Origin of the sequence: Flavobacterium daemonense, from assembly GCF_007341385.1 — a bacterium.
In the GTDB taxonomy this organism is placed as follows: domain Bacteria; phylum Bacteroidota; class Bacteroidia; order Flavobacteriales; family Flavobacteriaceae; genus Flavobacterium; species Flavobacterium daemonense.
Window position 1 is genome coordinate 333,497 of sequence record NZ_VJYD01000004.1, and the last position, 22,255, is coordinate 355,751.

The 22,255-nt window shown below is 33.8% G+C and carries 18 protein-coding genes; 14 read left to right on the forward strand and 4 right to left on the reverse strand.

The features are described 5' to 3' along the window. Positions 1–58: 58 nt before the first annotated feature. Positions 59–355, reverse strand: a complete 297-nt coding sequence (locus tag FND99_RS07695; protein ID WP_144337390.1) for a hypothetical protein — start codon at positions 353–355, stop codon at positions 59–61. Positions 356–473: 118 nt separating this feature from the next. Here FND99_RS07695 and FND99_RS07700 point away from each other — a divergent pair, with 118 nt between their 5' ends. From FND99_RS07700 to FND99_RS07730, 6 genes are all read left to right on the forward strand, one after another. Then, the gene (locus FND99_RS07700; protein ID WP_144337391.1) at positions 474–710 is read left to right on the forward strand and encodes a helix-turn-helix domain-containing protein; all 237 of its coding nucleotides are present in this window, start codon (positions 474–476) and stop codon (positions 708–710) included. 268 nt (positions 711–978) lie between these two features. After that, on the forward strand, positions 979–1,794 hold the full coding sequence (locus FND99_RS07705) for a DoxX family protein (protein ID WP_144337392.1): 816 nt from the start codon (positions 979–981) through the stop codon (positions 1,792–1,794). Between the two features lie 10 nt (positions 1,795–1,804). Beyond that, complete coding sequence (locus FND99_RS07710; RefSeq protein WP_144337393.1) at positions 1,805–2,161, forward strand: lysozyme inhibitor LprI family protein; 357 nt, start codon at positions 1,805–1,807, stop codon at positions 2,159–2,161. A 13-nt stretch (positions 2,162–2,174) separates the two neighbouring features. Then, the gene (locus tag FND99_RS07715) at positions 2,175–2,669 is read left to right on the forward strand and encodes an SRPBCC family protein (protein ID WP_144337394.1); all 495 of its coding nucleotides are present in this window, start codon (positions 2,175–2,177) and stop codon (positions 2,667–2,669) included. A 909-nt stretch (positions 2,670–3,578) separates the two neighbouring features. Beyond that, positions 3,579–4,091, forward strand: a complete 513-nt coding sequence (locus FND99_RS07725; protein ID WP_144337396.1) for a hypothetical protein — start codon at positions 3,579–3,581, stop codon at positions 4,089–4,091. Between the two features lie 215 nt (positions 4,092–4,306). Further along, entirely contained in the window at positions 4,307–6,217 is a 1,911-nt protein-coding gene (locus FND99_RS07730) for a S9 family peptidase (RefSeq protein WP_144337397.1), read from the forward strand. A gap of 86 nt (positions 6,218–6,303) precedes the next feature. On the opposite strand, the gene FND99_RS07735 is transcribed toward FND99_RS07730, so the two are convergent. Next, positions 6,304–7,308 carry a hypothetical protein gene (locus tag FND99_RS07735; protein ID WP_144337398.1) on the reverse strand — a complete coding sequence of 335 codons (1,005 nt, stop codon included), beginning with the start codon at positions 7,306–7,308 and terminating at the stop codon, positions 6,304–6,306. A gap of 143 nt (positions 7,309–7,451) precedes the next feature. On the opposite strand from FND99_RS07735, the gene FND99_RS07740 reads away from it, so the two are divergent. From FND99_RS07740 to FND99_RS07760, 5 genes are all read left to right on the forward strand, one after another. Beyond that, positions 7,452–8,561 carry an acyltransferase family protein gene (locus FND99_RS07740; RefSeq protein ID WP_144337399.1) on the forward strand — a complete coding sequence of 370 codons (1,110 nt, stop codon included), beginning with the start codon at positions 7,452–7,454 and terminating at the stop codon, positions 8,559–8,561. Between the two features lie 150 nt (positions 8,562–8,711). Next, positions 8,712–11,018, forward strand: coding sequence for a type IA DNA topoisomerase (locus FND99_RS07745; protein WP_144337400.1), 2,307 nt, complete (start codon positions 8,712–8,714; stop codon positions 11,016–11,018). A gap of 242 nt (positions 11,019–11,260) precedes the next feature. Further along, positions 11,261–11,737 carry a DUF6265 family protein gene (locus FND99_RS07750; RefSeq protein WP_144337401.1) on the forward strand — a complete coding sequence of 159 codons (477 nt, stop codon included), beginning with the start codon at positions 11,261–11,263 and terminating at the stop codon, positions 11,735–11,737. A 33-nt stretch (positions 11,738–11,770) separates the two neighbouring features. Beyond that, a complete protein-coding gene (locus tag FND99_RS07755) occupies positions 11,771–12,625 on the forward strand; it encodes a hypothetical protein (protein WP_144337402.1) in 855 nt (284 codons plus the stop codon). Positions 12,626–12,667: 42 nt separating this feature from the next. Continuing rightward, positions 12,668–13,129, forward strand: coding sequence for a hypothetical protein (locus FND99_RS07760; RefSeq protein WP_144337403.1), 462 nt, complete (start codon positions 12,668–12,670; stop codon positions 13,127–13,129). A gap of 141 nt (positions 13,130–13,270) precedes the next feature. Here the strand turns inward: FND99_RS07760 and FND99_RS07765 are convergent, their stop codons facing one another. Then, entirely contained in the window at positions 13,271–14,431 is a 1,161-nt protein-coding gene (locus FND99_RS07765; RefSeq protein WP_144337404.1) for an MFS transporter, read from the reverse strand. Between the two features lie 183 nt (positions 14,432–14,614). On the opposite strand from FND99_RS07765, the gene FND99_RS07770 reads away from it, so the two are divergent. From FND99_RS07770 to FND99_RS07780, 3 genes are all read left to right on the forward strand, one after another. After that, a complete protein-coding gene (locus tag FND99_RS07770) occupies positions 14,615–15,340 on the forward strand; it encodes a DUF4198 domain-containing protein (RefSeq protein WP_144337405.1) in 726 nt (241 codons plus the stop codon). Positions 15,341–15,662: 322 nt separating this feature from the next. After that, positions 15,663–17,891 carry a TonB-dependent siderophore receptor gene (locus tag FND99_RS07775; RefSeq protein WP_144337406.1) on the forward strand — a complete coding sequence of 743 codons (2,229 nt, stop codon included), beginning with the start codon at positions 15,663–15,665 and terminating at the stop codon, positions 17,889–17,891. A 172-nt stretch (positions 17,892–18,063) separates the two neighbouring features. After that, a complete protein-coding gene (locus FND99_RS07780; protein ID WP_144337407.1) occupies positions 18,064–19,377 on the forward strand; it encodes an APC family permease in 1,314 nt (437 codons plus the stop codon). A gap of 213 nt (positions 19,378–19,590) precedes the next feature. On the opposite strand, the gene FND99_RS07785 is transcribed toward FND99_RS07780, so the two are convergent. Continuing rightward, positions 19,591–22,224, reverse strand: a complete 2,634-nt coding sequence (locus FND99_RS07785; protein ID WP_144337408.1) for a valine--tRNA ligase — start codon at positions 22,222–22,224, stop codon at positions 19,591–19,593. Positions 22,225–22,255 lie beyond the last annotated feature (31 nt).

Consider the following 22,255-nt stretch of genomic DNA (forward strand, 5'->3'; position numbering starts at 1 on the left):
AGCGTCTCGCTCGTGTACGCAATCCAGAAATTATTCCTTTTAATGACGTTTAAACAAGTCATTTAGTGGCTTTCATTTCATCCTCAAACAACAGTTTTAATCCAATTTCAAGGAACGTCAATATACTGCCATATTTATCTTTTGTAGCATTAGACAAGCCTTTAGAAGCATTATCAAGAAGAAGAATACTTGCTTCTAGCAAATCTGAAACCATTAAATTTAATTCGTTGCTTGCAGGTTCTTCAAACGATTTCATATTTAAATTATCTTTTTCATTTTTTGGTTTCAGCTTAGCAAAATACCCTTCGCTATACATCAATTCTAACAATTCTACGGCTCTTTCCTTATTTCTCATTTTGAAAATTATATAAGATTTAATTTACAATTAAAGACAAATATATAATTTTTCGGTTGAAAACAATCGATTTTTAACAATCACATCAAAACAATCAGTTACTTGTACTTTCATTTCTATGAAAAGAGGAAGAAAAACTGAAATTCCAGAGGTTGTAAAAAAACTGGGAATCAAGATAAAAGATATAATTAAAACCAAACAACTAAAACCAAGAGATGTCGCTCATGATGCCGAAATGGATGTAGAAAACTTAAGAAAATACATGAAAGGCACACAAGAAATGAAAATAAGCACTATGTTTAAAATAGCACAGGCTTTAAAAATTCATCCTAGTGAATTGATTAAGGATTTGTAGTGTTTTGATTTTTTGCATTCCCTCTCTTGCTTGTGCCTGAACAGTCTCTAAAATTAATCTAGATTGTTTTCACGAGCGGGACGCTCGCGCTAGCCGGAGAACATTGCGCAAATTGGGAGATATTTGCACAACATCAACAAAAATCTTTCATAACCGTTTTTTCATAACAAAACAAAACCTACAGTTAATCAATACATTATGAATTAATTTATATATTTGATAGTTGCCAAAATCTATTCTTTAATCATTTTTTCTAACTAAACCACTAATGGAAAAACTCATTAAACTTGGCCGTTTCTTTTATGGAATTGGCGTTGTTGCTTTAGGAATTCATCAACTTATCATCAAAGACTTTCGTTCAGAAATTTTATCTCCATTTCCTGCTTGGGCGCATAGCACTAGCATCTTCCCTATTCTTGTCGGAATTGCTTTAATACTTGCAGGAATTATTATTTCTGGAATATTCGCAATTAAATCTATTGACATCAAAAAAGTCTGTCTTTATTTGGGTTTTGCTTTTCTTGCCAGTGTTATCACATCTCATTTGCCGTATATCATCATGCTCAGCGCCGAAAAAACTCCCGATTTTCAAGTTTGGATAAATGCGCTCGAAGCATTAACGTATAGTGGCGGAGCATTTGTAATGGCGGGATCATTTCCAAAAAACAACTCTGTTGCGGTCGAAAAGAATTTCGCTGCATTTTTAGAAAAATTTATTCCGTGCGGTCGTGTTTTTTATTCGATTTTGATGATCGTATTTGGATTGAGCCATTTTGCTTTTGCCAATTTTATCGCTACCATGGTTCCGAAATGGTTGCCAGCACCAATGTTTTGGACTTATTTTTTTGGCGTGGTCATCGTTGTTTCTGGCGTATCTATTATTTTTAAAATATTGATAAAACCAATTGCGCTACTTTTTGCACTTACGCTTTTTCTGTTTTTTCTATTCTTTCATATTCCTGATGCCGTTGCAAATCCGTCAGCAGGTGGCGGAAACGAAATTGTACGTGCAATTGTATGCTTGCTTTTCTGTGGTATTGCGTTAGTAATTGCATTGACAAATGATTGTAAAAAACAGATTTAATTTAAATTATATGAAAAACTTCTTTCTCTATTTCTCAACAATATTTCTCTTTGGCTTTAGCACTAATTTATTGGCACAGACACAACTTGAAATGAATCAAATCGCTATTGATAATTTAAAAAAAGCAGACAATAAACTTAATCAGGTATATCAAAATCTAATGAAAAAATTAGATGAAAAAGAGAAAAACTTATTAATCGCAGCGCAGAAAAACTGGATTAAGTTTAGAGATTCAAAATGCGATTTTGAAAAACAGCAATATGACGGAGGAAGTATTCAGCCATCGATTTATTATACCTGCCTAGCTGAATGCACAGAAGATCGAATTAAAGATCTGAAAAGAAATTTAGAAGATTATAACAAGTAAAAAACAATTTATCATGGAAAATTTCGACTGGACTTCTTTCACAAAAAAAATAGCGATTAGAGCTAGCTTAAGCGACATTTATAATGCTTGGACAATTGCTGCCGATTTAGAAAAATGGTTTCTAGAGAAAGTGTCTTTTTTTGATGCAAATCAGGAATTAATCAGCAAAGATCAAAATGTTTCTGAAGGCGATACGTATGAATGGCTTTGGCATTTGTACAAAGATGCGATGAAAGGAAAAATAATTGCTGCAAACGGAAAAGATCATTTGCAATTTACATTTGAAGGCAATTGCCTTGTTGATATTAATTTGAGTGAAAGTAACGGCTACACGATCGTCGAACTTCGTCAGCATAATATTCCTACTGATGATTCTTCAAAGCAATATATCAGGCTTGGCTGTTCAAACGGGTGGCATTTTTATTTGACCAATCTTAAATCGGTTTATGAAGGTGGCTTGGATTTACGTAATAAGGATGAAAATTTGAATCCGATGATTAATAATTAGGAAATTTTAAAATGTCTATTCATTCGTAATTTATATTTTTGGCAAAATAATTAAGAGCTCAAATCTTTTTAATGAAAAACAAATTTATTCGTCGTTCCAAATTAACCAATTGGAATATTATTACTATTAGTTTTTATGTCGTGCTTTCTTTTTTCTTGTTGAGTTATGTCTCAATAAACAAAAACTGCCAAGATATACTATTTTTATACGGACTTTTTACACAATTCTTTCTTTATAGTTTTCAATATCGAGCACTTCGAAATTTCAATTATTTTTTAATCTGGGTATTAATTGGCGTGCTTCATTTTTGTGCTTTTCTTGCATTTAAAAATTTACCAGAAAATGTTTTTGAACAAAGTAACATACACGCTGTTAAAGTATTAAGAAGTACTTTAATCTCGTTATTCCTTTTTCAATTATTACGATTTATAAGTTTACAAATTCAGAACAAAGAACTAATTATGCCTGCAAAAAACGGCGCAACAGATCTTTATGACAATCGAAAAGGCACAATACTCGATGTAATTTGTTTTTTTGTGTTTCTAGGCGTAACTGTATTTGCCATGACAATATGAGGATGAAATTCTGTATCTGATCACTTTTAAAGCCCCAAATTAATTTAAATCCTAAAAAGAAAACTTTTTGTGACATAACGAAACTTTCAAAACAACACAAGTTATCTCATTAAAAATCAATAACTTTACACTTTCAAGTTAGCATTTCTCCAAAACTTGACAACTTACCTACCACATTAAAATAAATCATCGACCCCAAGGAAAATTATGAACCTCAGAAAACTATTTTACATAGTGTTCTGATTATTTCCTGTTTGTCTTCTCATGCGCTTCGATCAGGAAAAATAGGCTGCGTTTTTAAAACTTTGTATGTAAAACAATTAAATCTACAAAAATGAAAAAATTTATTTTTTTAGTATTGTTCTTTTCATGCTCCAATAATTTTTATTGCCAAAATCTAACCTTGGATGAATTAATCGATTTAAGAAAATGTGATGTGGCAGAAGTTGAAGAATTTGTTACCCAAAAAGACTGGACATTCCTTTCCGCAAATGCGCCTCAACACAACGAAATGGCAAGCGCCACATTTACTTACAATAAAAGTGATACTAATGATTTAGCCGAAAGTTTTTTGACTTACGCCTATTCTGACACCACAAATCGGCTGAATTTGCAATTTGCGAACAAGGATCAATACAATTCTTATGTAAACCGACTTAAAATTTTGGGATATGATTTTATAGTATCTAAAGTTCAAAATGATGCTATTATCAAATTGTATCTTGGCAAAGGACTGACTATTGAGCTAACTGTATTTTCAAAAAATGAAAATAATATCACCACAACAACTTACAATCTATTAATGACCAGTTCAAACGATTATCTGATTTCTTTTGTAGAAAAATAATTTTTTATTCTTCAAGTTCAGCGCTGTATATTCTGCTCATTTCTTGTGTGTTCCCACAATATTCCAATAAAATAAAACCTTACGGCATTAATCAATATTAGAAACTTTTTCTTACTTTTGAAATTATAAAAACCACATTTTCAATAGTATACAATAATAAAAATTGTATTTTTCAGAATCCTTTATAATTCCAAAAACACCAAAAAAAGCAAAATATGATTAGAAAATCCGTTTTATCCGTTTTAGTTGTTTTGGCGACACTTTTTATTTCCTGCAAACAGGAGCCAAAAGAAACTCCTGCCCCATTAATTGATGTGAAAACTTTCTTCAAAAATGGAGAAAAAAGCTCCTTCAGAATTTCTCCCGATGGAAATTACTTCAGCTATCGTGCCGATTATAAAGGAAAAACCAACATTTTTGTTCAAAAAGTGGGTGAAGAAAAATCGGTTCGCGTGACTAATGACACGCTGAGAAGTATTTTCAACTATTTCTGGAAAGGCGACAGAATTGTGTATGCGCAGGATATTGGCGGCGATGAAAATTTTCAGCTTTTTTCGGTTAAAGCAGATGGAACAGATTTAAAAAAATTAACTCCTTTTCCGGGCATCAGAAGCGATATTACCGACGCACTGATTGACATTAAAGGAAAAGAAAAAGAACTGATTGTACAGATCAACAAACGAGTTAAGGAATATTTTGATCCGTATCTTTTAAATGTAGAAACTGGAACTTTGACGCTGCTTTATGACAATAAAGAAAATTTTGACGGCTGGGTTACAGACAATAATGGCGTTATTCGCCTTGCTTCAAAAACTGACGGTGTAAACATTACATGGAATTACAGAAATTCAGACAAAGAACCTTTTACACCTTTGATTACAACGACTTTCAAAGATATTTTTACGCCTTCGTCTTTCGATAAAGACAATAAAAATATTTATGCTTTGAGCAACATCGGAAAAGACAAAGTGGTTTTGGTTGAATACGATCCCATTGGCAAAAAAAATGTAAAAGAACTTTTTGGCGACAGCAAATACGATTTAGACGGCATCAATTACGACAGAAAAAAGCAAACTTTGGTTTCGGTTGATTGGGAAGCTGAAAAACAAGAAAAACATTTTTTTGATAAAGAATGGGAAGAAATCAACAATAATCTGAAAAAACAAATTGAAGGTTATGAAACAGATATCGTAAGTTATGACGATGCCCGAACTAAAGCAATTGTCTGGGCTGGAAATGACAGAACGCCAGGAAAATTCTATTTATATGATTTTAAATCTGCGCAAATCAAAGAAGTTGCAGATCCGTATCCGTGGATTAAGGAGAACCAAATGAGCCATATCAAACCAATTACGTATAAATCTAGAGACGGTTTGGAAATTCACGGTTATTTGACACTTCCACTCGGAATTGAACCAAAAAATCTGCCCGTGATTATTAATCCGCATGGCGGACCTTGGGCAAGAGATGGCTGGTATTATAATCCAGAAGTTCAATTTTTGGCCAATCGCGGTTATGCTGTTTTGCAAATGAATTACAGAGGAAGTACCGGTTACGGAAAGAAATTCTGGGAATTGAGTTTCAAACAATGGGGAAAAACCATGCAGGACGATGTTACTGACGGCGCCGAATGGCTGAAAAAAGAAGGTATTGCCGATGAAAACCGAATTGCAATTTATGGAGGAAGCTACGGCGGTTATGCCACACTTGCCGGAATCACTTTTACTCCAGATTTATACGCAGCAGCTGTTGATTATGTAGGCGTTAGCAATTTGTTTACGTTTATGAATACCATTCCGCCTTACTGGAAACCATACTTGGATCAATTTCACGAAATGGTGGGCGATCCTAAAAAAGACAGTTTATTGCTTGCATCATCATCACCAGCTCTGCACGCTGACAAAATTAAAACGCCGCTTTTTATTGCTCAGGGCGCAAATGACCCAAGAGTAAACAAAGCCGAAAGCGACCAAATGGTTGAAGCGTTAAAAAAACGTGGCGTTGTGGTAGAATATATGGTGAAAAATGATGAAGGACACGGTTTTAGAAATCAAGATAATCGTTTTGATTTTTACTCGGCTATGGAGAAATTCCTTGACAAACATTTGAAACAGAAAGCAAAATAAAACTGAGTTTTATATTAAAAACAAAAAAGCTGCAAAGTCGATTTCTTGCAGCTTTTCTGTTTTATAAACATCATTATAAAAATGTCTTATTTTGGTGCATATCGATTATGATCATACAGTTTTTTCTCTGCAATATGTTGCAAAACAAGATTCTTGATTTGATCTTCGTTTAATTTCTGCGTGTATTTTTTCGCCACCACAATTTCTAGTCGGTTTAATTCGTCTTTTGATAGGTTTTCAAAATAAGAAAGTACCAATTCTTTATCTTCAAGCGCATTGATATCAAGATTCGGAATGACTTCTGGTTCTGGCGCAACTACTTTGGCTTTCTTTAAAACATTTATTTTTTCAGTTCTTTCTACAACATTTTGAGATGCAGGTTGAGCGTTTACTTTGGAAAAAACATTCTTTTTTTCAGGCTCTCGCGAAACAGGCAAATCAGCATAATTCATTTGTGAAACCTCTTTTAAAATATAACCTAAAACCGCCGCAGAAAGCGCTTTCAGCAAAAACACAACCGCCTCAGTGCCAGGAATAGTTGCAATTTGAAGTGCGGAAAATACGCCAAGCAATATAAGCGAGAAACCTAGAATTGGGAAAATATCTTTTAAAACAACATCAATAGTTCTGATTCGGATTCCTAACAAAATAGTCGTGATAATCAATCCAATACCCGCAAGTATCAGCAATATTGCACTCGAAATGGAACTCGATGCAAACGCCATTACTGAATTAATATCTTGCTCACCATCAAGCGCCATATAGATTTGAACTGACTTGAAAACAACTAAAGCTACTGAATAAAGTGCAATTAATGAGAGTACTAGATAAACATTTATCAACGAATCGGCTTTTTTGTAGTTCAATATTCGGTTTAAAAATAATTTAAAAACAAACAAAATTCCCATCCAAACCAAAGTGCTTACGAGAGACAAGCCGTTTGCTGTCAGGCCATGAAACCAAGTTCCATCGACATAAAAAAATAGTTTATAAATGCCAAAGAGAATGGTAAAACCCGCATAAATAAAAGCAATTAATGCGGTAGTGCTGTAGAATTTTGGTAAACTTGTTTGGGTAGTAGTTTCGCTCATAAAAAGTAATGGTTTCTAATTTGGTGATTTGGTTGTTGATTATGCAAATTGGTCTTTAAACCAAAAATATATAAAATTTGATTACAAATCATAAGAGGATTTTTACTTATTTTTATTTTTTCTATAAAACACAAAAGACAAAAATGATTACCCAAAACCCAACAATTCAACCAACCGACAATTCGACTACTCCAATTATAAAAACAAAACAACATTTTGAAATCCTAGACGGTTTAAGAGGCATCGCCGCTTTAGCCATTGTCGTTTTTCATTTTATGGAAATCGTTTATCCTCCAAAAGAAAATTTCATTGCACATGGATTTTTAGCGGTTGACTTTTTCTTCTGCCTTTCTGGGTTTGTTATTGCTTATGCGTATCATGATCGAATTGGCAAAATGACGTTGACTGAATTCTTTAAATTGAGATTAATCCGATTGCATCCTTTGGTTATTTTTGGTTCGATTTTAGGTTTGCTGACTTTTCTTTTTGATCCTTTCAGCAGTCATTCTGAAACTTATGAAACTGGCAAATTAATCCTAGTAATTGTTAGTTCGCTCCTCCTTATTCCGTTTCCCACAATGGCTGATCGTTATTTCAATAATTTTGGCTTAAATGCGCCGGCTTGGTCTTTGTTTTGGGAATATATTGCGAATATTTTTTATGCGCTGTTCCTTCATAAACTGAGCCGTCGCGTACTCTTTATATTAACCCTTTTTGCTGCAGCAGGAATCTGTTTTATCAGTAATCGCGCGGGCGGTTCACTAATGGGAGGCTGGAGTGGCGAAACCTTTTGGGACGGATTTGGCCGTATTTCCTACTCTTTTTTAGCCGGAATGCTTATTTATCGTTCAAACTGGATTATTACGTCAAAACTGGGTTTTGTTGGTTTATCAATATTGCTATTATTAGCACTTTTATTGCCTTTTACAAATTGGAATTGGCTAACTGAACCTGTTATCGTATTGCTTTATTTTCCTTTATTAATTGTTTTAGGAGCCGGAGCGAAACTATCAGAAAGCTTTAGAAAACTATGCATCTTCTTCGGAAAAATATCATATCCGTTATACATGACGCATTATTCCGTAATGTGGATATTTGCAGGTTATTATGCGAAATACAAACCAGATGCCGGACAACTGACTTTTATTATAATTTTTGGAACGCTACTTCTTCTTGGTTTTGCTTATTTAACAATGACTTTTTACGATACGCCAATTAGAAATTATTTAACTGAGAGAAGAAAAAAGGTTTAATACTTTTCATTTATGTAAATGTGCATTGTATTATCCTGAGGAACAAAGGATGACAAAAAAAGAGTAAAACCTTAGTGTCTTAGTATCTTAGAACCTTAGCAACTTTCTTATAAAAAATTCCTAATTTCGCTCTCAAATCAAATGAAGTAAATGAAGGTCTGTATTGCTGAAAAACCAAGTGTAGCACGTGAAATTGCATCCGTTTTGGGCGCTAATACCAAGCACGACGGATATTATGAAGGCAACGGTTATGCCGTGACCTACACTTTTGGGCATTTATGTACCTTGAAAGAACCCAACGATTACAAACCACATTGGAAAAGCTGGGATCTCAATAATCTTCCTATGCTTCCCGAAAAATTTGAAACCAAAGTGGTTCAGAATTCAGGAATACAGAAACAGTTTAAAATCATCAAAACACTTTTCGACAAAGCAGAATTAGTCATAAACTGCGGGGATGCTGGACAAGAAGGAGAATTGATTCAGCGCTGGGTGATGAACGAAGCGCATTACAAAGGCGAAATAAAACGCTTGTGGATTTCGTCATTAACGACTGAAGCTATCAAAGAAGGTTTTGATAATTTAAAACCATCTGAAAACTACGATAATTTATTCTACGCTGGATTTTCAAGAGCCATTGGCGATTGGCTTCTCGGAATGAATGCAACACGTTTGTACACCGTAAAACATGGCGGCTACAAACAAGTTTTGTCTATAGGACGCGTGCAAACGCCAACATTGGCAATGGTTGTTGACCGATTTAAAGAAATCGAAAATTTCAAACCACAGCCGTATTGGGAGTTACAGACTTTATATAGAGAAACACTTTTTAGTTATGAAGAAGGTCGTTTCTTAAACAAAGAAGATGGTGAAATCTTGGCTGAAAAAGTCAAAGAAAGTGATTTCGAAATTGTTTCTGTGGACAAAAAGAACGGAAATGAATACGCACCAAAACTGTTTGACTTGACAGGTTTGCAAGTTTATTGCAATCAAAAATTCGGATTCTCGGCAGAAGAAACGCTTAAAATTGCACAAACATTATACGAGCAAAAAGCAATTACGTATCCGAGAGTTGATACGACATTTCTTCCTGGAGATATTTATCCGAAAGTGCAGGGAATTCTGCAAAAACTGACCAATTATAGTCATTTGACAGAACCGCTTTTAGGAAAGAAAATTAAAAAATCTCCAAAGGTATTCAACGATAAAAAAGTAACCGATCACCACGCGATAATTCCAACTGGAATCGAAATTAATTTGCCATACAATCAGCAGCAAGTTTATGATATTATTGTAAAACGTTTTATTGCTGTTTTTTATGATGATTGTTTGGTTGCCAATACAACAGTAATAGGAAAAGCAGCCGATGTAACTTTTAAAGCAACAGGAAAAGAGATCCTAAAAAAAGGTTTCAGAATTGTTTTTGAAGATCCGAATGCAAAAGAAAAAGAACCTGATTTGCTTCCGAGTTTTGTTGTGGGCGAAAAAGGTCCACACGAACCTTCTTTTCTTCAAAAAGAAACGAAACCGCCGAATCATTTTACCGAAGCGACTTTACTGCGCGCGATGGAAACCGCCGGAAAACAAGTTGATGACGAAGATTTGCGTGAATTGATGAAAGAAAACGGTATTGGGCGTCCGTCAACGCGTGCGAATATTATCGAAACGCTTTTTAAACGTCAATATATTATTCGAAATAAAAAACAGGTTTTGCCAACAACTACCGGAATCCAGTTGATTGATACGATTCAGAATGAATTGATAAAATCAGCTGAGCTTACTGGTTCTTGGGAGAAACAATTGAAAGATATTGAAAAAGGAACTTTTACGGCTTCTGCTTTTATCAGAAACATGAAACGTATGGTTGAAGCCTTAGTTACAGAAGTCCGAAGCGAAACGAGACACGCTAATATTTCGCATGCCGCTACAATTCAAAAACCTGTCGCAAAACCAGAAAAAAAGAAAGTTGCTGGAGGAATTTTAGCAGAAACTTGTCCGAAATGCCAAAAAGGGAATCTGATAAAAGGAAAATCGGCTTTTGGATGCAGTGAATATAAATCGGGTTGTGATTTTGTGCTTCCTTTTGTTTTTTCAGATAAAAAAATTACTGAAGCTCAATATTTAAGATTGGTTCAAAAAGGTTCAACGGTAAACATAAAAGGCTTTAAAACCGATGCTGGAACGGTTGAAGGCTTGATTCGTTTTGAAGAAAATTACAAACTCAAATTAGAACCAAAGAAAACTGAAGCAAAAAAGGCAACGCAAGAAACATCAGATTCTTTAGTGTGTCCGAAATGTCAAAAAGGAACAATTTTGAAAGGAAAAACAGCTTATGGCTGCGCCGAATACAAATCGGGTTGTGATTTTAAAGTCACTTTTGATGAGGTTCGAGCTAAACTTAAAGATCAAAAACCTACTAAAGAATTAGTTTATTCTATTTTACAGGAAAGCGTTTAAGTTTTTTTGCCACAGATTAAAAGGATTAGCAAAGATTCTTTATTTTTTCCGCCGCGAATTACACCAATTTTCGCTAATTTTTTTCTCCCGCAGATTTAGCTGATTTAGGTGATTTTTTCAGCTTCTAATTATAAATTAAATCTGCCATATTTGCTAGATCTGCGGGAGACAAAATCATTTTAATCTTGTAATCTGTGGCAAACATTTTTTTCATACTTTAGTACAACCAAAACCTATAAATTATGTTTCAGAAAATTATTCTTATCGCACTTATAATCACTTTTGTTTCTTGCCAGAAAAAAGAATCTGTTGAAAAAGATAAAATCAAAGTTGCCGATTGGCTTATTGGAAACTGGGAAAATACGTCTCCAGAAGGTGTTTTGACTGAAAACTGGATAAAACTTAACGATAGTACATTTAGCGCTTCTTCATATTTTATAAAAGAAAAAGACACCATTCATTTTGAGAGTATTGTTTTGGCACAGCTTGGCGAAACGCTTACTTATAAAGCGACAGTAAAAGGACAAAATGATGACAAGCCGGTTTCATTTCCATCGACTTCTGAAACAGCTCAAAAATTGGTTTTCGAGAATCCAAAACACGATTATCCTCAAAAAATCACGTATACAAAAGGTGCAAATAATACTTTGACTGCTGAAATTTCTGGAAATTTGAATGGGAAGCCGAGTTCTGAGAAGTTTGTTATGACGAAGAAGTAGTTTATAAGTTCTAATTAGTATTAAAATAAAAATATGAGTTACGATTTATACTTTTTTAAAAGCAAAGAAAATCAAATAACTACTAACGAAATCGAGGATTATTTATCTCTTAATTTAGTTCCCGAAGAAAACAATCAATGGTTCTTTCAAAATCCTGATACTGAAGTATATTATAGTTTTGAAAAAACAGAAAATAAAGATAATTTTGAAAGTTTTGAGACTCTAAATATTTCTTTCAATCTAAATTTTCTTCGCCCAAGTTTTTTCGGAATTGAGGCATTTGAATTTGTAGAAAAGTTGGTATTAGATCTAGATTTATACGTTCTAAATCCTCAATCTGAAAATGAAGAACCGTACAAACCGACAAGTACTGAGCTTTATGAAAATTGGAATAAAACAAATCTAAAAGTTAGCTCCGTACATTTTCACGAGCAAAGCAATTATTTAGAAATTGAAAAATCCAATTCCATTTGGAATTACAACTTTAATCGAAATTCAATTCAGGAAAAGTTAGGAGATTCCTATTTCGTTCCTAAAATGTTCTTTTTCAAAACAAAGAAAAATAATGAAGTAATAACCGTTTCTAGTTGGACAGAACATATTCCGAATATTATTCCTTCTGCTGATTATTTTTTATTGACTAAAGTTCAAAAAAAATGGTTCAAGACCAAAACCGAAAATGCACTAATTTCAAGAGAGGAATTACTAAATACTTTTGGTGAGTACTTAGAAAATCATGATTTTAAAGGTTGCAAAATAATTCATCCCGAAAATGCGCAAAAAGTTAAAACGATTTTCAACAATGTAACTTCAAATATTAAACTTGAGAATTTTGCTGAAAGAATGCAAATTGAAAATTTGTTTAATGCAAAGCAAGAATTACAATAGAACGGAAAGACAAATTATCTGAAATTGGACAATCGTAATCAAATGAGAAAAAGCCTCTCTGTTTTTCTAATTCTATTTATGCTATTGAGCTGTAATTATAAATCTGAAAATATTATTGATGATATTTTTGATAATTATTCATTTAATTCAACGCTTTCAAACAGTTCCCAAATAATTATAAAAGCTTACGATTCAACTGTAACACACAAAAGAAGCAGCGGTGTTGAAGTTTTTATTCCAACAAAGGAATTTAAAACAACAACTAAAAAGCAAATTGAGGATTTTGACACAATATTTTTGAATGCTGAAAAGACAGGTTATTGTTGTTGTCCGATAAGTTCTTATTCTGTTCATTTTTTTAATCAGAAAGAGCAACTTGCTTTATTTTATGTTGATACTCTTGAATTCAAAAATAAAATACGAATCTTTGAGAGTAGCTTTCAATATTCATACATTATTGAGAAACAAAAGTGGAAAGATTATCTTAATGAACTAGAGAAATAATCTGCTTTCGAAAAAAAAGAATCAAAGGTTCAAAAATTCTGTAGAGCTGGTCCGAAGCTTCGAGATCAGTCCAGTTTACACAGAATTATCCGCACCAAATAAAAACCTCAGCACCTTAGAACCTTAGCATCTTCAAAGAAACTATTCGTTTTCTCCGATTTTATTCACCATAAAAATCATCAGAATACCTAAAAGCGCCATTACCAAAAATGCCCATTTCATGCTAAGATATTCAGAGATGAAACCTACCATTGGCGGTACTAGTAAAAATCCTAAATAACCAATTGTCGAAATCGAAGTCAATGCAGAACCGCTGCTTAATTTTGAAGATCTTCCGGCAATGCTGAATACTAAAGGAACGACACACGAAACCCCGAACCCGATTAACATATAACCAAAAATAGTTGGATATGCGTACGGCAGAATAAAACAAATACCAAAACCTACTGTGATTAATATACCGCTGTAAAGCAGGATTTTTTTAGTTCCAAATTTCATTACTCCGTAATCGCCAAAAATTCGTCCTAGCGTTACTGCTGTTGCAAAAAACACAAAAGCCGCACTTGTTAATTTTGGAGAAGCTTTTAGAATATTTTCGAAATAAATTCCGCTCCAATCGTACATTGTGTTTTCGCAAGCCATTGAAACAAAACAAATCAAGGCAAACTTAACTAAGTTTTTTTCAGGCATTGAAAAGAATTTCTTCTTCACCGGAACTGGCTCATTATGAATACTCATTGGATAAAAACAAGCCGTAAGCGCCATCATAAAAACACTTACGCCCAATAAATGGTGCGATGGTGCAACGTGTTGTGTCACCATTACATAACCCAATCCAGCACCTGAGAAAACAGCAATACTCCAAACTGCATGGAAACGTGTTATAATTGATTTTGGATATAATTTCTGTACTTCAAGAGACTGCGCATTAATGGACAAATTGAAAATATTTCGAGAAGCTCCAAAAATCAACAGCACAATAACGAGTTGCCAAACAAAAGCAACCAAACCAGGCAAAGCCAAAACGATATTAAACATAACTGCTCCTAAAAGCATGATGTAGCGACTGCTGTATTTATTTAAAAGCTTTCCTGTAAAAGGCATTGTAAGCATCAAACCAATTGGAAAAGCAAATAAAACGGCTCCAAATTGCGCTTCGGACAAATGCAATTGTGCTTGTATGTGCGGAATTCTAGAAACCCAAGACGAATATCCGATTCCAGAGAGAAAGAAAAAAACCGTGTTAGCAATACGATATCCTTTTGGGGTATTTTGGTACTTTTTTAAGAAAGGTAAAATCATGAAGTCATTTTTCTGACTGCAAAATTAAGGCTTTTAAAATGAACTTCTTCCTTTTTGCATTGTACTAAATCTTAAAAAAAATGAAAAACTTCACCAATCTTCTTATTGTTTTATTTTTAATTATTCTAAATAAACTTTAAGTTTGCAACATAATTCTATTTTAATAAACTTAAACTTCCTATTATGAAATCGAAAACCTTTAAAACAATTACGTTTATACTTTTAATGTTAGTTGCAAGCCCGAAATTATTTGCACACGCACTTTGGATCGAGACAAAAGCAACTGGAGTTAAAGGAAAAGCACAAGAAATTTCAGTTTATTTTGGAGAATTTTCAGAAAACGATATTACAAAAGCAGACAAATGGTTTTCGGATCTCAAAGATTTCTCATTAGTTGTTGTTAGTCCGTCAAAAAAGGAAACTACATTGACTGCGAAAGCATCAGACAATAAATATCAAGCGTTTTTTACGCCAGATGAAGATGGAGTTTATACGATTGTAATGCATCATACCGTTCGAGATGTTTACGGAACAATGAAATTAGATTATAATTCGAGTGCAACTGTAGTTGTTGGCAATAAAACTACGGGAAATACTATAGAGGCAAATAAAAACCGGATCAGTTTATTTTCTGAAAATGCTGATACAACAAAAAAAGATGCAAAAATAACTGGGGTTGCTGCTTATGAAGGCGCTTTGGCAAAAAAGACAAAAATCAAAGTAATCGCGCCAAATGGCTGGGAAAAAGAATTATTGACAAACGATAAAGGCGAATTCTCCTTTACTCCTATTTGGTCAGGAAATTATATGGTTGAATATGCACACACAGATAAATCGACGGGAGAGCATAATGGTAAAAAATACAATGAAATTTGGAAGATGGCTACTTATCAGATTACTGTAAAATAATAATACCCCTTCATTTTTAAATAAATTAGTCTTAGTAAAAAACCTTGTTCGGCAGAGCAAGGTTTTTTTGTTTTAAATCATTCTTTTAATTCATTCTTTTAATTCATTCTTTTAATTCATTCTTTTAATTCATTCTTTTAATTCATTCTTTTAATTCATTCTAAATAAACAAATATACTTTAAAAACCAAAATCTTAAGCAAATCTTAAGATAAAAATAACTTAAGTTTAAGTAAGAAAACCCTTTTGTAAATTTTGTTAAACGAGAAATGAAGACTTATATTTGCACAGAAAATTATTTTTATTAAATCTAAATAAATCACATGAAACATAGTTTACTACTTGCTTTATCTTTGATAAGTTTCGGTGCTTATAGCCAAGAATTTACAAGTGCAGAAAATACCACAACTGTTAGTGATACCGTTAAAAACAAAAAAGGAGAAATCCTAAATGAGGTAATTATTACCAAAAACAAAGAGCCAAAACCTGTAACTGCAGTTCGTTCTGGATTAAAACCAATGGATAATCCACAAGCGATACAAGTTATTGGATCTGAAGTTATCGAGCAACAACAAGCGATCAGATTAAGCGAAGTTCTTAAAAATGCAAATGGTGTATATGTTGGTTCTGCCAGAGGTGGTGCACAGGAATCTTTTTTCTCAAGAGGTTATGACTTGTCAACTAACAATATGTTCAAAAATGGATTTCGTTACAATGCAGGTTCTATTCCAGATGTTTCAGGTTTAGATAAAGTAGAATTCCTAAAAGGTGGTTCTGCATTATTATTTGGAAATGTTGCGCCTGGTGGAATCGTGAACCTTGTAACAAAAACGCCTCAATTTAAATCTGGTGGAGAAGTATCAATGCAAATAGGAAGTTTTTCTTATTATAAGCCTTCTTTTGATTTTTATGGAGGCCTTACGAAATCAATTGCTTTCAGAATTAATGGTTCTTACGAAAATTCAGAAAGCTTTAGAGATGTTGTAAAAAATGAGCGTTTGTATGTAAACCCGTCGTTGCTTTTTCTTGTTAGTCCAAAAACGCAAATTACAGTACAAGGGGATTATTTAACAGCAGACTGGACTCCAGATTTTGGAACCGGAATCATTGGTACACAAATCCTTGATTTACCTCGTAATGCTTTTTACGGATCGCTTTGGTCTAATGGAAATACAAAATCTGCTAGTGCTTCTGCGTTATTAAATCATGATTTTAATAAAAACTGGAAACTTAACTTTAACAGTTCTTATCAAACCTATAATAGAGCTTCAAAATCTACTGCTCAATTATCTACAATTAAACCTAACGGTGACTGGACAAGACCTTTAGTTCAAAACGAAAACTTAGAACAAATATTAGGTGATCAATTAAGTCTTCAAGGGAATTTCAATACAGGATCAGTAAAACATCAAATTTTTACAGGTTCAGACTGGGAAAACTCATTTGCAACAGCTTATACTTTTGCGTTTAATCCTGCAAATTATGACACAATTAATCTTTTCAACTTTGATCCGTCAACGCAAAGAAATGATATTCCTGATGCAAGAACGACTCAAATAGCAAAAACAGAAACGAACCGTTTTGGTGTCTATTTTCAGGATTTGATCTCAATTACAGAAAAACTTAAAGTTTTAGCGGGTGTACGTTGGTCTTGGCAAGAAGCTCAAGTTACGACTTACAAAGAAACTTTGGTAAACGGAAAACAAACTGTAGCTCCAGAAAATTCAGTACCGACAGTTGGTGATAAAAAATTAGATAATGCATTTTCTCCGAAATTTGGATTGATATACCAACCAAGAAAAGACATTTCTATTTTTGGTAGCTATTCTACTTCATTTACTCCAAACACAGGAACGACTGCAGATTTAAAACCAATTGCGCCATCAATTATTGATCAATATGAAGCAGGTGTTAAAACTGATTTCTTAGAAGGAATGTTAAGCACGAATGTTACGGTTTATCAAATCGTAAACAGCAATTTGGCTCAAACAGCTGAATTTAAAGCTGACGGAAGCTTAAACACTGACACAAACGTAAAAGTTTTGAGTGGTGAAACTAAAAGTAAAGGTATCGAAATTGATGTTACTGCAAGACCTATTGAAGGTTTAAATATTATTGCGGGTTACAGCTATAATGACATGCGTTACACTAAAACATCTGGTTTAAACGGAAGTTTTATTGAAGGTGATCGTCTTGTGAGAACTCCTGCAAACACAGCAAACTTAAGTTTCTTTTACACAGTTTCAGAAGGCTTTTTTAAAGGAGTATCTTTAGGAGCAATTGGAAATTACATTGGTGACCGTTTAGGTGGATGGAACGATCAATACAGTACAGACACTGTGACGTATCCTGATGGTATCTACCACAGAGAAATTCCGTTAAAAGGTTATACTACAATTGATGTTTCAGCTGGTTACACTTGGAAAAAAATCTCAATTTTATGTAAATTATCAAACATTACAAACGAGTTAAATTATACTGTTCACGAAAATTATAGTGTGAACCCAATTCCGCCTCGTCAAATCATGACAAGCTTACGTTACAAATTCTAATTTTTTGAATTGGATTTTAATTTGTCCAGACTTTTTCTGCTTTGAAAACAAAAAAAGTTTTAATTCAAATTTCATCAAAAACCTCATTTAGCAATAAATGAGGTTTTTTGTTTTTTCTATAAATCACTCATTTTTTAATTACATTTACTCAACAACAATAAAACCAAATTCTATGTCGGATTCCACGAAAAACCAATTAAAAAAAACGCTCGGATTAAGCTTTAACATTGCAGTATTAATTGGCGGAACAATTGGAGTCGGGATTTTGCGAACACCTGGATCGATTGCAGAATTATTAAATAATTACTGGCTTATTCTTGCTTCGTGGATTTTTGGAGGATTATATGTTTTATTAGGAGCCAATTCCTATGCTGAATTAGCGACAATGCTCCCAAAAGCTGGCGGATCTTATAATTATATCAAACGAGCTTTTGGCGAATATGCAGGTTTCTTATCAGGTTGGTATGATTATATCTGCAATGCAATTCCGCCCGCTTTTTATTGTATTGTAATAAGCGAATACACGATTATTTTATTCCCAGAATTGGCCAATTATTCGAGTGTAATTTCAATTTCTTTACTGGTGGCTTTTGTATTGCTTCATTTGAGCGGAGTTAAAAACGGAAGCGTAATTCAGCAAATTACCAGCTTCTTAAAAGTGATTTGTTTTGTCGCTTTGGTTGTGGCTTGTTTTATGTACACTGGAACTGAAATTCCGCCAATTAGGACTGATAATACGATCTTTCAAATTGGACTTGTGTTTGGCTTTTTTAAATCCCTGCAATTAATTATAGGGACTTACAATGGCTGGAATTCTGTTTGTTTTTTTGCTGAAGAAAATGATGATCCAAACAAAAATATTCCAAAATCATTATACAGCGGCGTTTTAATGGTTGTGGCAATTTATGTTTTAGTAAACGCTGCCTTTTTTCATGTGTTGCCAATTGAAACTTTGGCAAAATCTAATTTGGCTGCTGCCGATGTTGCCAAGATTCTTTTCGGAGAAAGTGGTGCTAAAATTGTAACGGTGATTTCTATTTTCTCCTTAATCAGCATTTTGAACGCTTTTATGATGATTCCCCCAAGGATTCTATACGGATTAAGCCGCGATGGATTTTTTATCGAAAAAGGAATGCAAGTTAATAAAGGCGGAACACCAATTGTAGCGCTTTTGGTTTCGTCTCTTTTCAGCTTGTTTTTAATTTGTATTGGCTCGTTCGAGTTTCTGTTTTCATTTGCAGCTTTTATCTCGATTATTGTTTGGGGATTGGCCTATTATTCCCTTTTAAGATTAAGAACCAAAGAACCTGATTTGCCAAGACCTTATCATTCTTTTTGGTATCCATGGACAACTATAATTGCGATTGTTGCTTCAATTGCATTATTAATTGGATTTATTTATAGCGACCCAAAAGGTTTTGCAATCATTATCGGATTTACGATTGTTTCTTATCCTTTGTTTTTAGTTTTGAAGAGAAGAAAGTAGCACGTTTTTTATTTTCAGAAGAGAACAACACAATCTTGTCATTTCGAGGCACGAGAAATCTTCGCGAGAAGCTCGACATAGATTGGTATTTTTCGTTGCGGAATTACTCACGAAGATTCCTCGTTCCTCGAATGACAAACTGTATATAAAAACAACAAACCCGACAGGTTTTAAAAACCTGTCGGGTTTGATTTTATAAACTCAGTTTGATTCTTATTTCAAACCAGCCAAACTTTGCTCGATTGTAGCAATTTTCGCTAAAGCATCAGCTTGTTTTTGTTTTTCAATATTAAGAACTTTTTCCGGAGCTCCGTTTACGAATTTCTCGTTTGAAAGTTTCGCTTCTACTGATTTCAAGAAACCTTTTGTGTAATTCAATTCCTCTGTCAATTTTGCAATTTCAGCTTCAACATCGATATTTCCAGTAATCGGAATGAAATATTCATTTGATTTTACACGGAATGACAATGCGCCGTCTACTTTTTCAGAAACATATTCGAATGCTGAAACGTTTCCTAATTTCGTTACAACTGAATCGAAATAAGTTGAAACATTTTCGCTGTTGATTCCTTTTAATTCGATAGCATCTTTAAACGGAATATTTTTGTCTTTTCTAATGGTTCTAATTCCAGAAATTACCTCAATTGAATTTTCAAAATCAGCAATCAATTTAGCATCAAATGGTTTTAATTCTGGCCAAGTTGAAACGATTAAAGCTTCTTCCGGAGTTCTGTCAGCAATTAATTGCCAAATTTCTTCCGTCAAGAACGGCATAAATGGGTGAAGCAATTTCAAGTTGCTTTCTAACATTTCGATTGCTTTATCAAACGTCGCTTTATCAATTGGCTGTTGATAAGCCGGTTTGATCATTTCTAAGAACCATGAACAGAAATCATCCCAAACCAATTTATAAATTGCCATCAATGAATCTGAAATTCTGTATTTCTCAAAATTATCTTCAATATCAACAAGAGTCTGTTGCAACTTCGCTTCGTACCATTCGATTGCCACTTTTGACGATTCTGGCTGTGCGATTGTTTCTGAAACTTCCCAACCTTTGATCAATTTAAAGGCGTTCCAAATTTTATTCGAAAACGCTTTTCCTTGATTACATAATTCTTCATCAAACATAATATCGTTTCCTGCAGAAGCACTTAAAAGCAATCCTACACGAACACCATCGGCACCAAACTTATCGATCAAGTCTAAAGGATCAGGAGAATTTCCTAATGATTTAGACATTTTACGACGTTGTTTATCACGAACTAAACCTGTCAAATATACGTTTGTAAATGGTTTTTCACCTGCATATTCGTAACCTGCGATAATCATTCTGGCAACCCAGAAAAACAAAATATCCGGACCTGTTACCAAGTCATTTGTAGGATAATAATATTTATAATCTGGACTTTCTGGATCCATTATTCCGCCAAAAACAGACATCGGCCACAACCAAGATGAAAACCAAGTATCTAAAGCATCAACATCTTGTTTTAAGTTGTCGGTTGTTAGTTGTTGGTTGTTGGTTTTTTCCTTTGCTAATTTTAAAGCATCTTCGATGTTTTCAGCAACTACAAAATCTTCTTTTCCGTCTCCGTAATAATATGCCGGGATTTGTTGTCCCCACCATAATTGACGAGAAATATTCCAATCACGGATATTGTTCAACCAATGCGCATAAGTGTTTTCGAAACGTTTTGGATGCAATTTAATATCTCCCGTTTCTAAAACCGACTTAATTGCTGGCTTTACCAAATCTTCCATTTTCAAGAACCATTGATCCGATAATCTTGGTTCGATTACCGCTTTTGTTCTTTCAGATGTTCCTACTTTATTTAAATGGATTTCAGTCTTCGCCAAAGCTCCAATTTCTTCTAACTCTTTTGCGATTTCAGTACGAACCACAAAACGGTCTTTTCCTTGATAATGCAATCCGAAGCTGTTTAAAGTCGCATCTTCATTAAAAATATCAACGATTTCAAGATTGTGTTTTTCTCCTAGCGTTTTGTCATTCATGTCATGCGCCGGAGTAACTTTCAAACATCCTGTTCCGAATTCTACATCTACATATTCGTCTTCAATAATTGGAATTACACGACCGCAAATTGGAACGATAGCTTTCTTTCCTTTTAAATGTGCAAAACGCTCATCATTTGGATTGATACAAATTGCAGTATCTCCAAAAATGGTTTCTGGACGTGTTGTAGCAATCGTCAAGAAATCTTCTGAACCTTCAATTTTATATTTTAAGAAAAATAGCTTTCCTTGTTGTTCTTCATAAATAACTTCTTCGTCAGAAAGAGTCGTTTTTGCTTCAGGATCCCAGTTTACCATTCGGTAACCTCTGTAGATTAATCCTTTATTGTATAAATCAACAAACGATTTAATTACAGAAGCTGACATATCAGGATCCATAGTAAATTTAGTGCGTTCCCAATCGCATGAAGCACCTAGTTTTTTAAGTTGCTCTAAGATTGTTCCGCCATATTTATCGGTCCATTCCCAAGCGTGTTTTAGGAATTCTTCGCGAGTCAAATCATTTTTATTGATTCCTTCTGCTTTTAATTTAGCAACAACTTTTGCTTCGGTAGCAATAGACGCGTGATCTGTTCCCGGAACCCAGCAAGCATTGAAGCCTTTTAAACGTGCACGACGAATTAAAACATCTTGAATTGTATTATTCAGCATATGTCCCATGTGCAGGACACCTGTGACGTTTGGCGGCGGAATTACAATAGTATATGGCGTTCTATGATCTGGCTCTGAATGAAAGTAATTGTTTTTCATCCAGTAATCATACCATTTATTCTCAATCGTCTTAGCGTCAAATTGTGCTGGAATTGTCATTTATATATGTTTAATCGTTTATTTGTTTAAC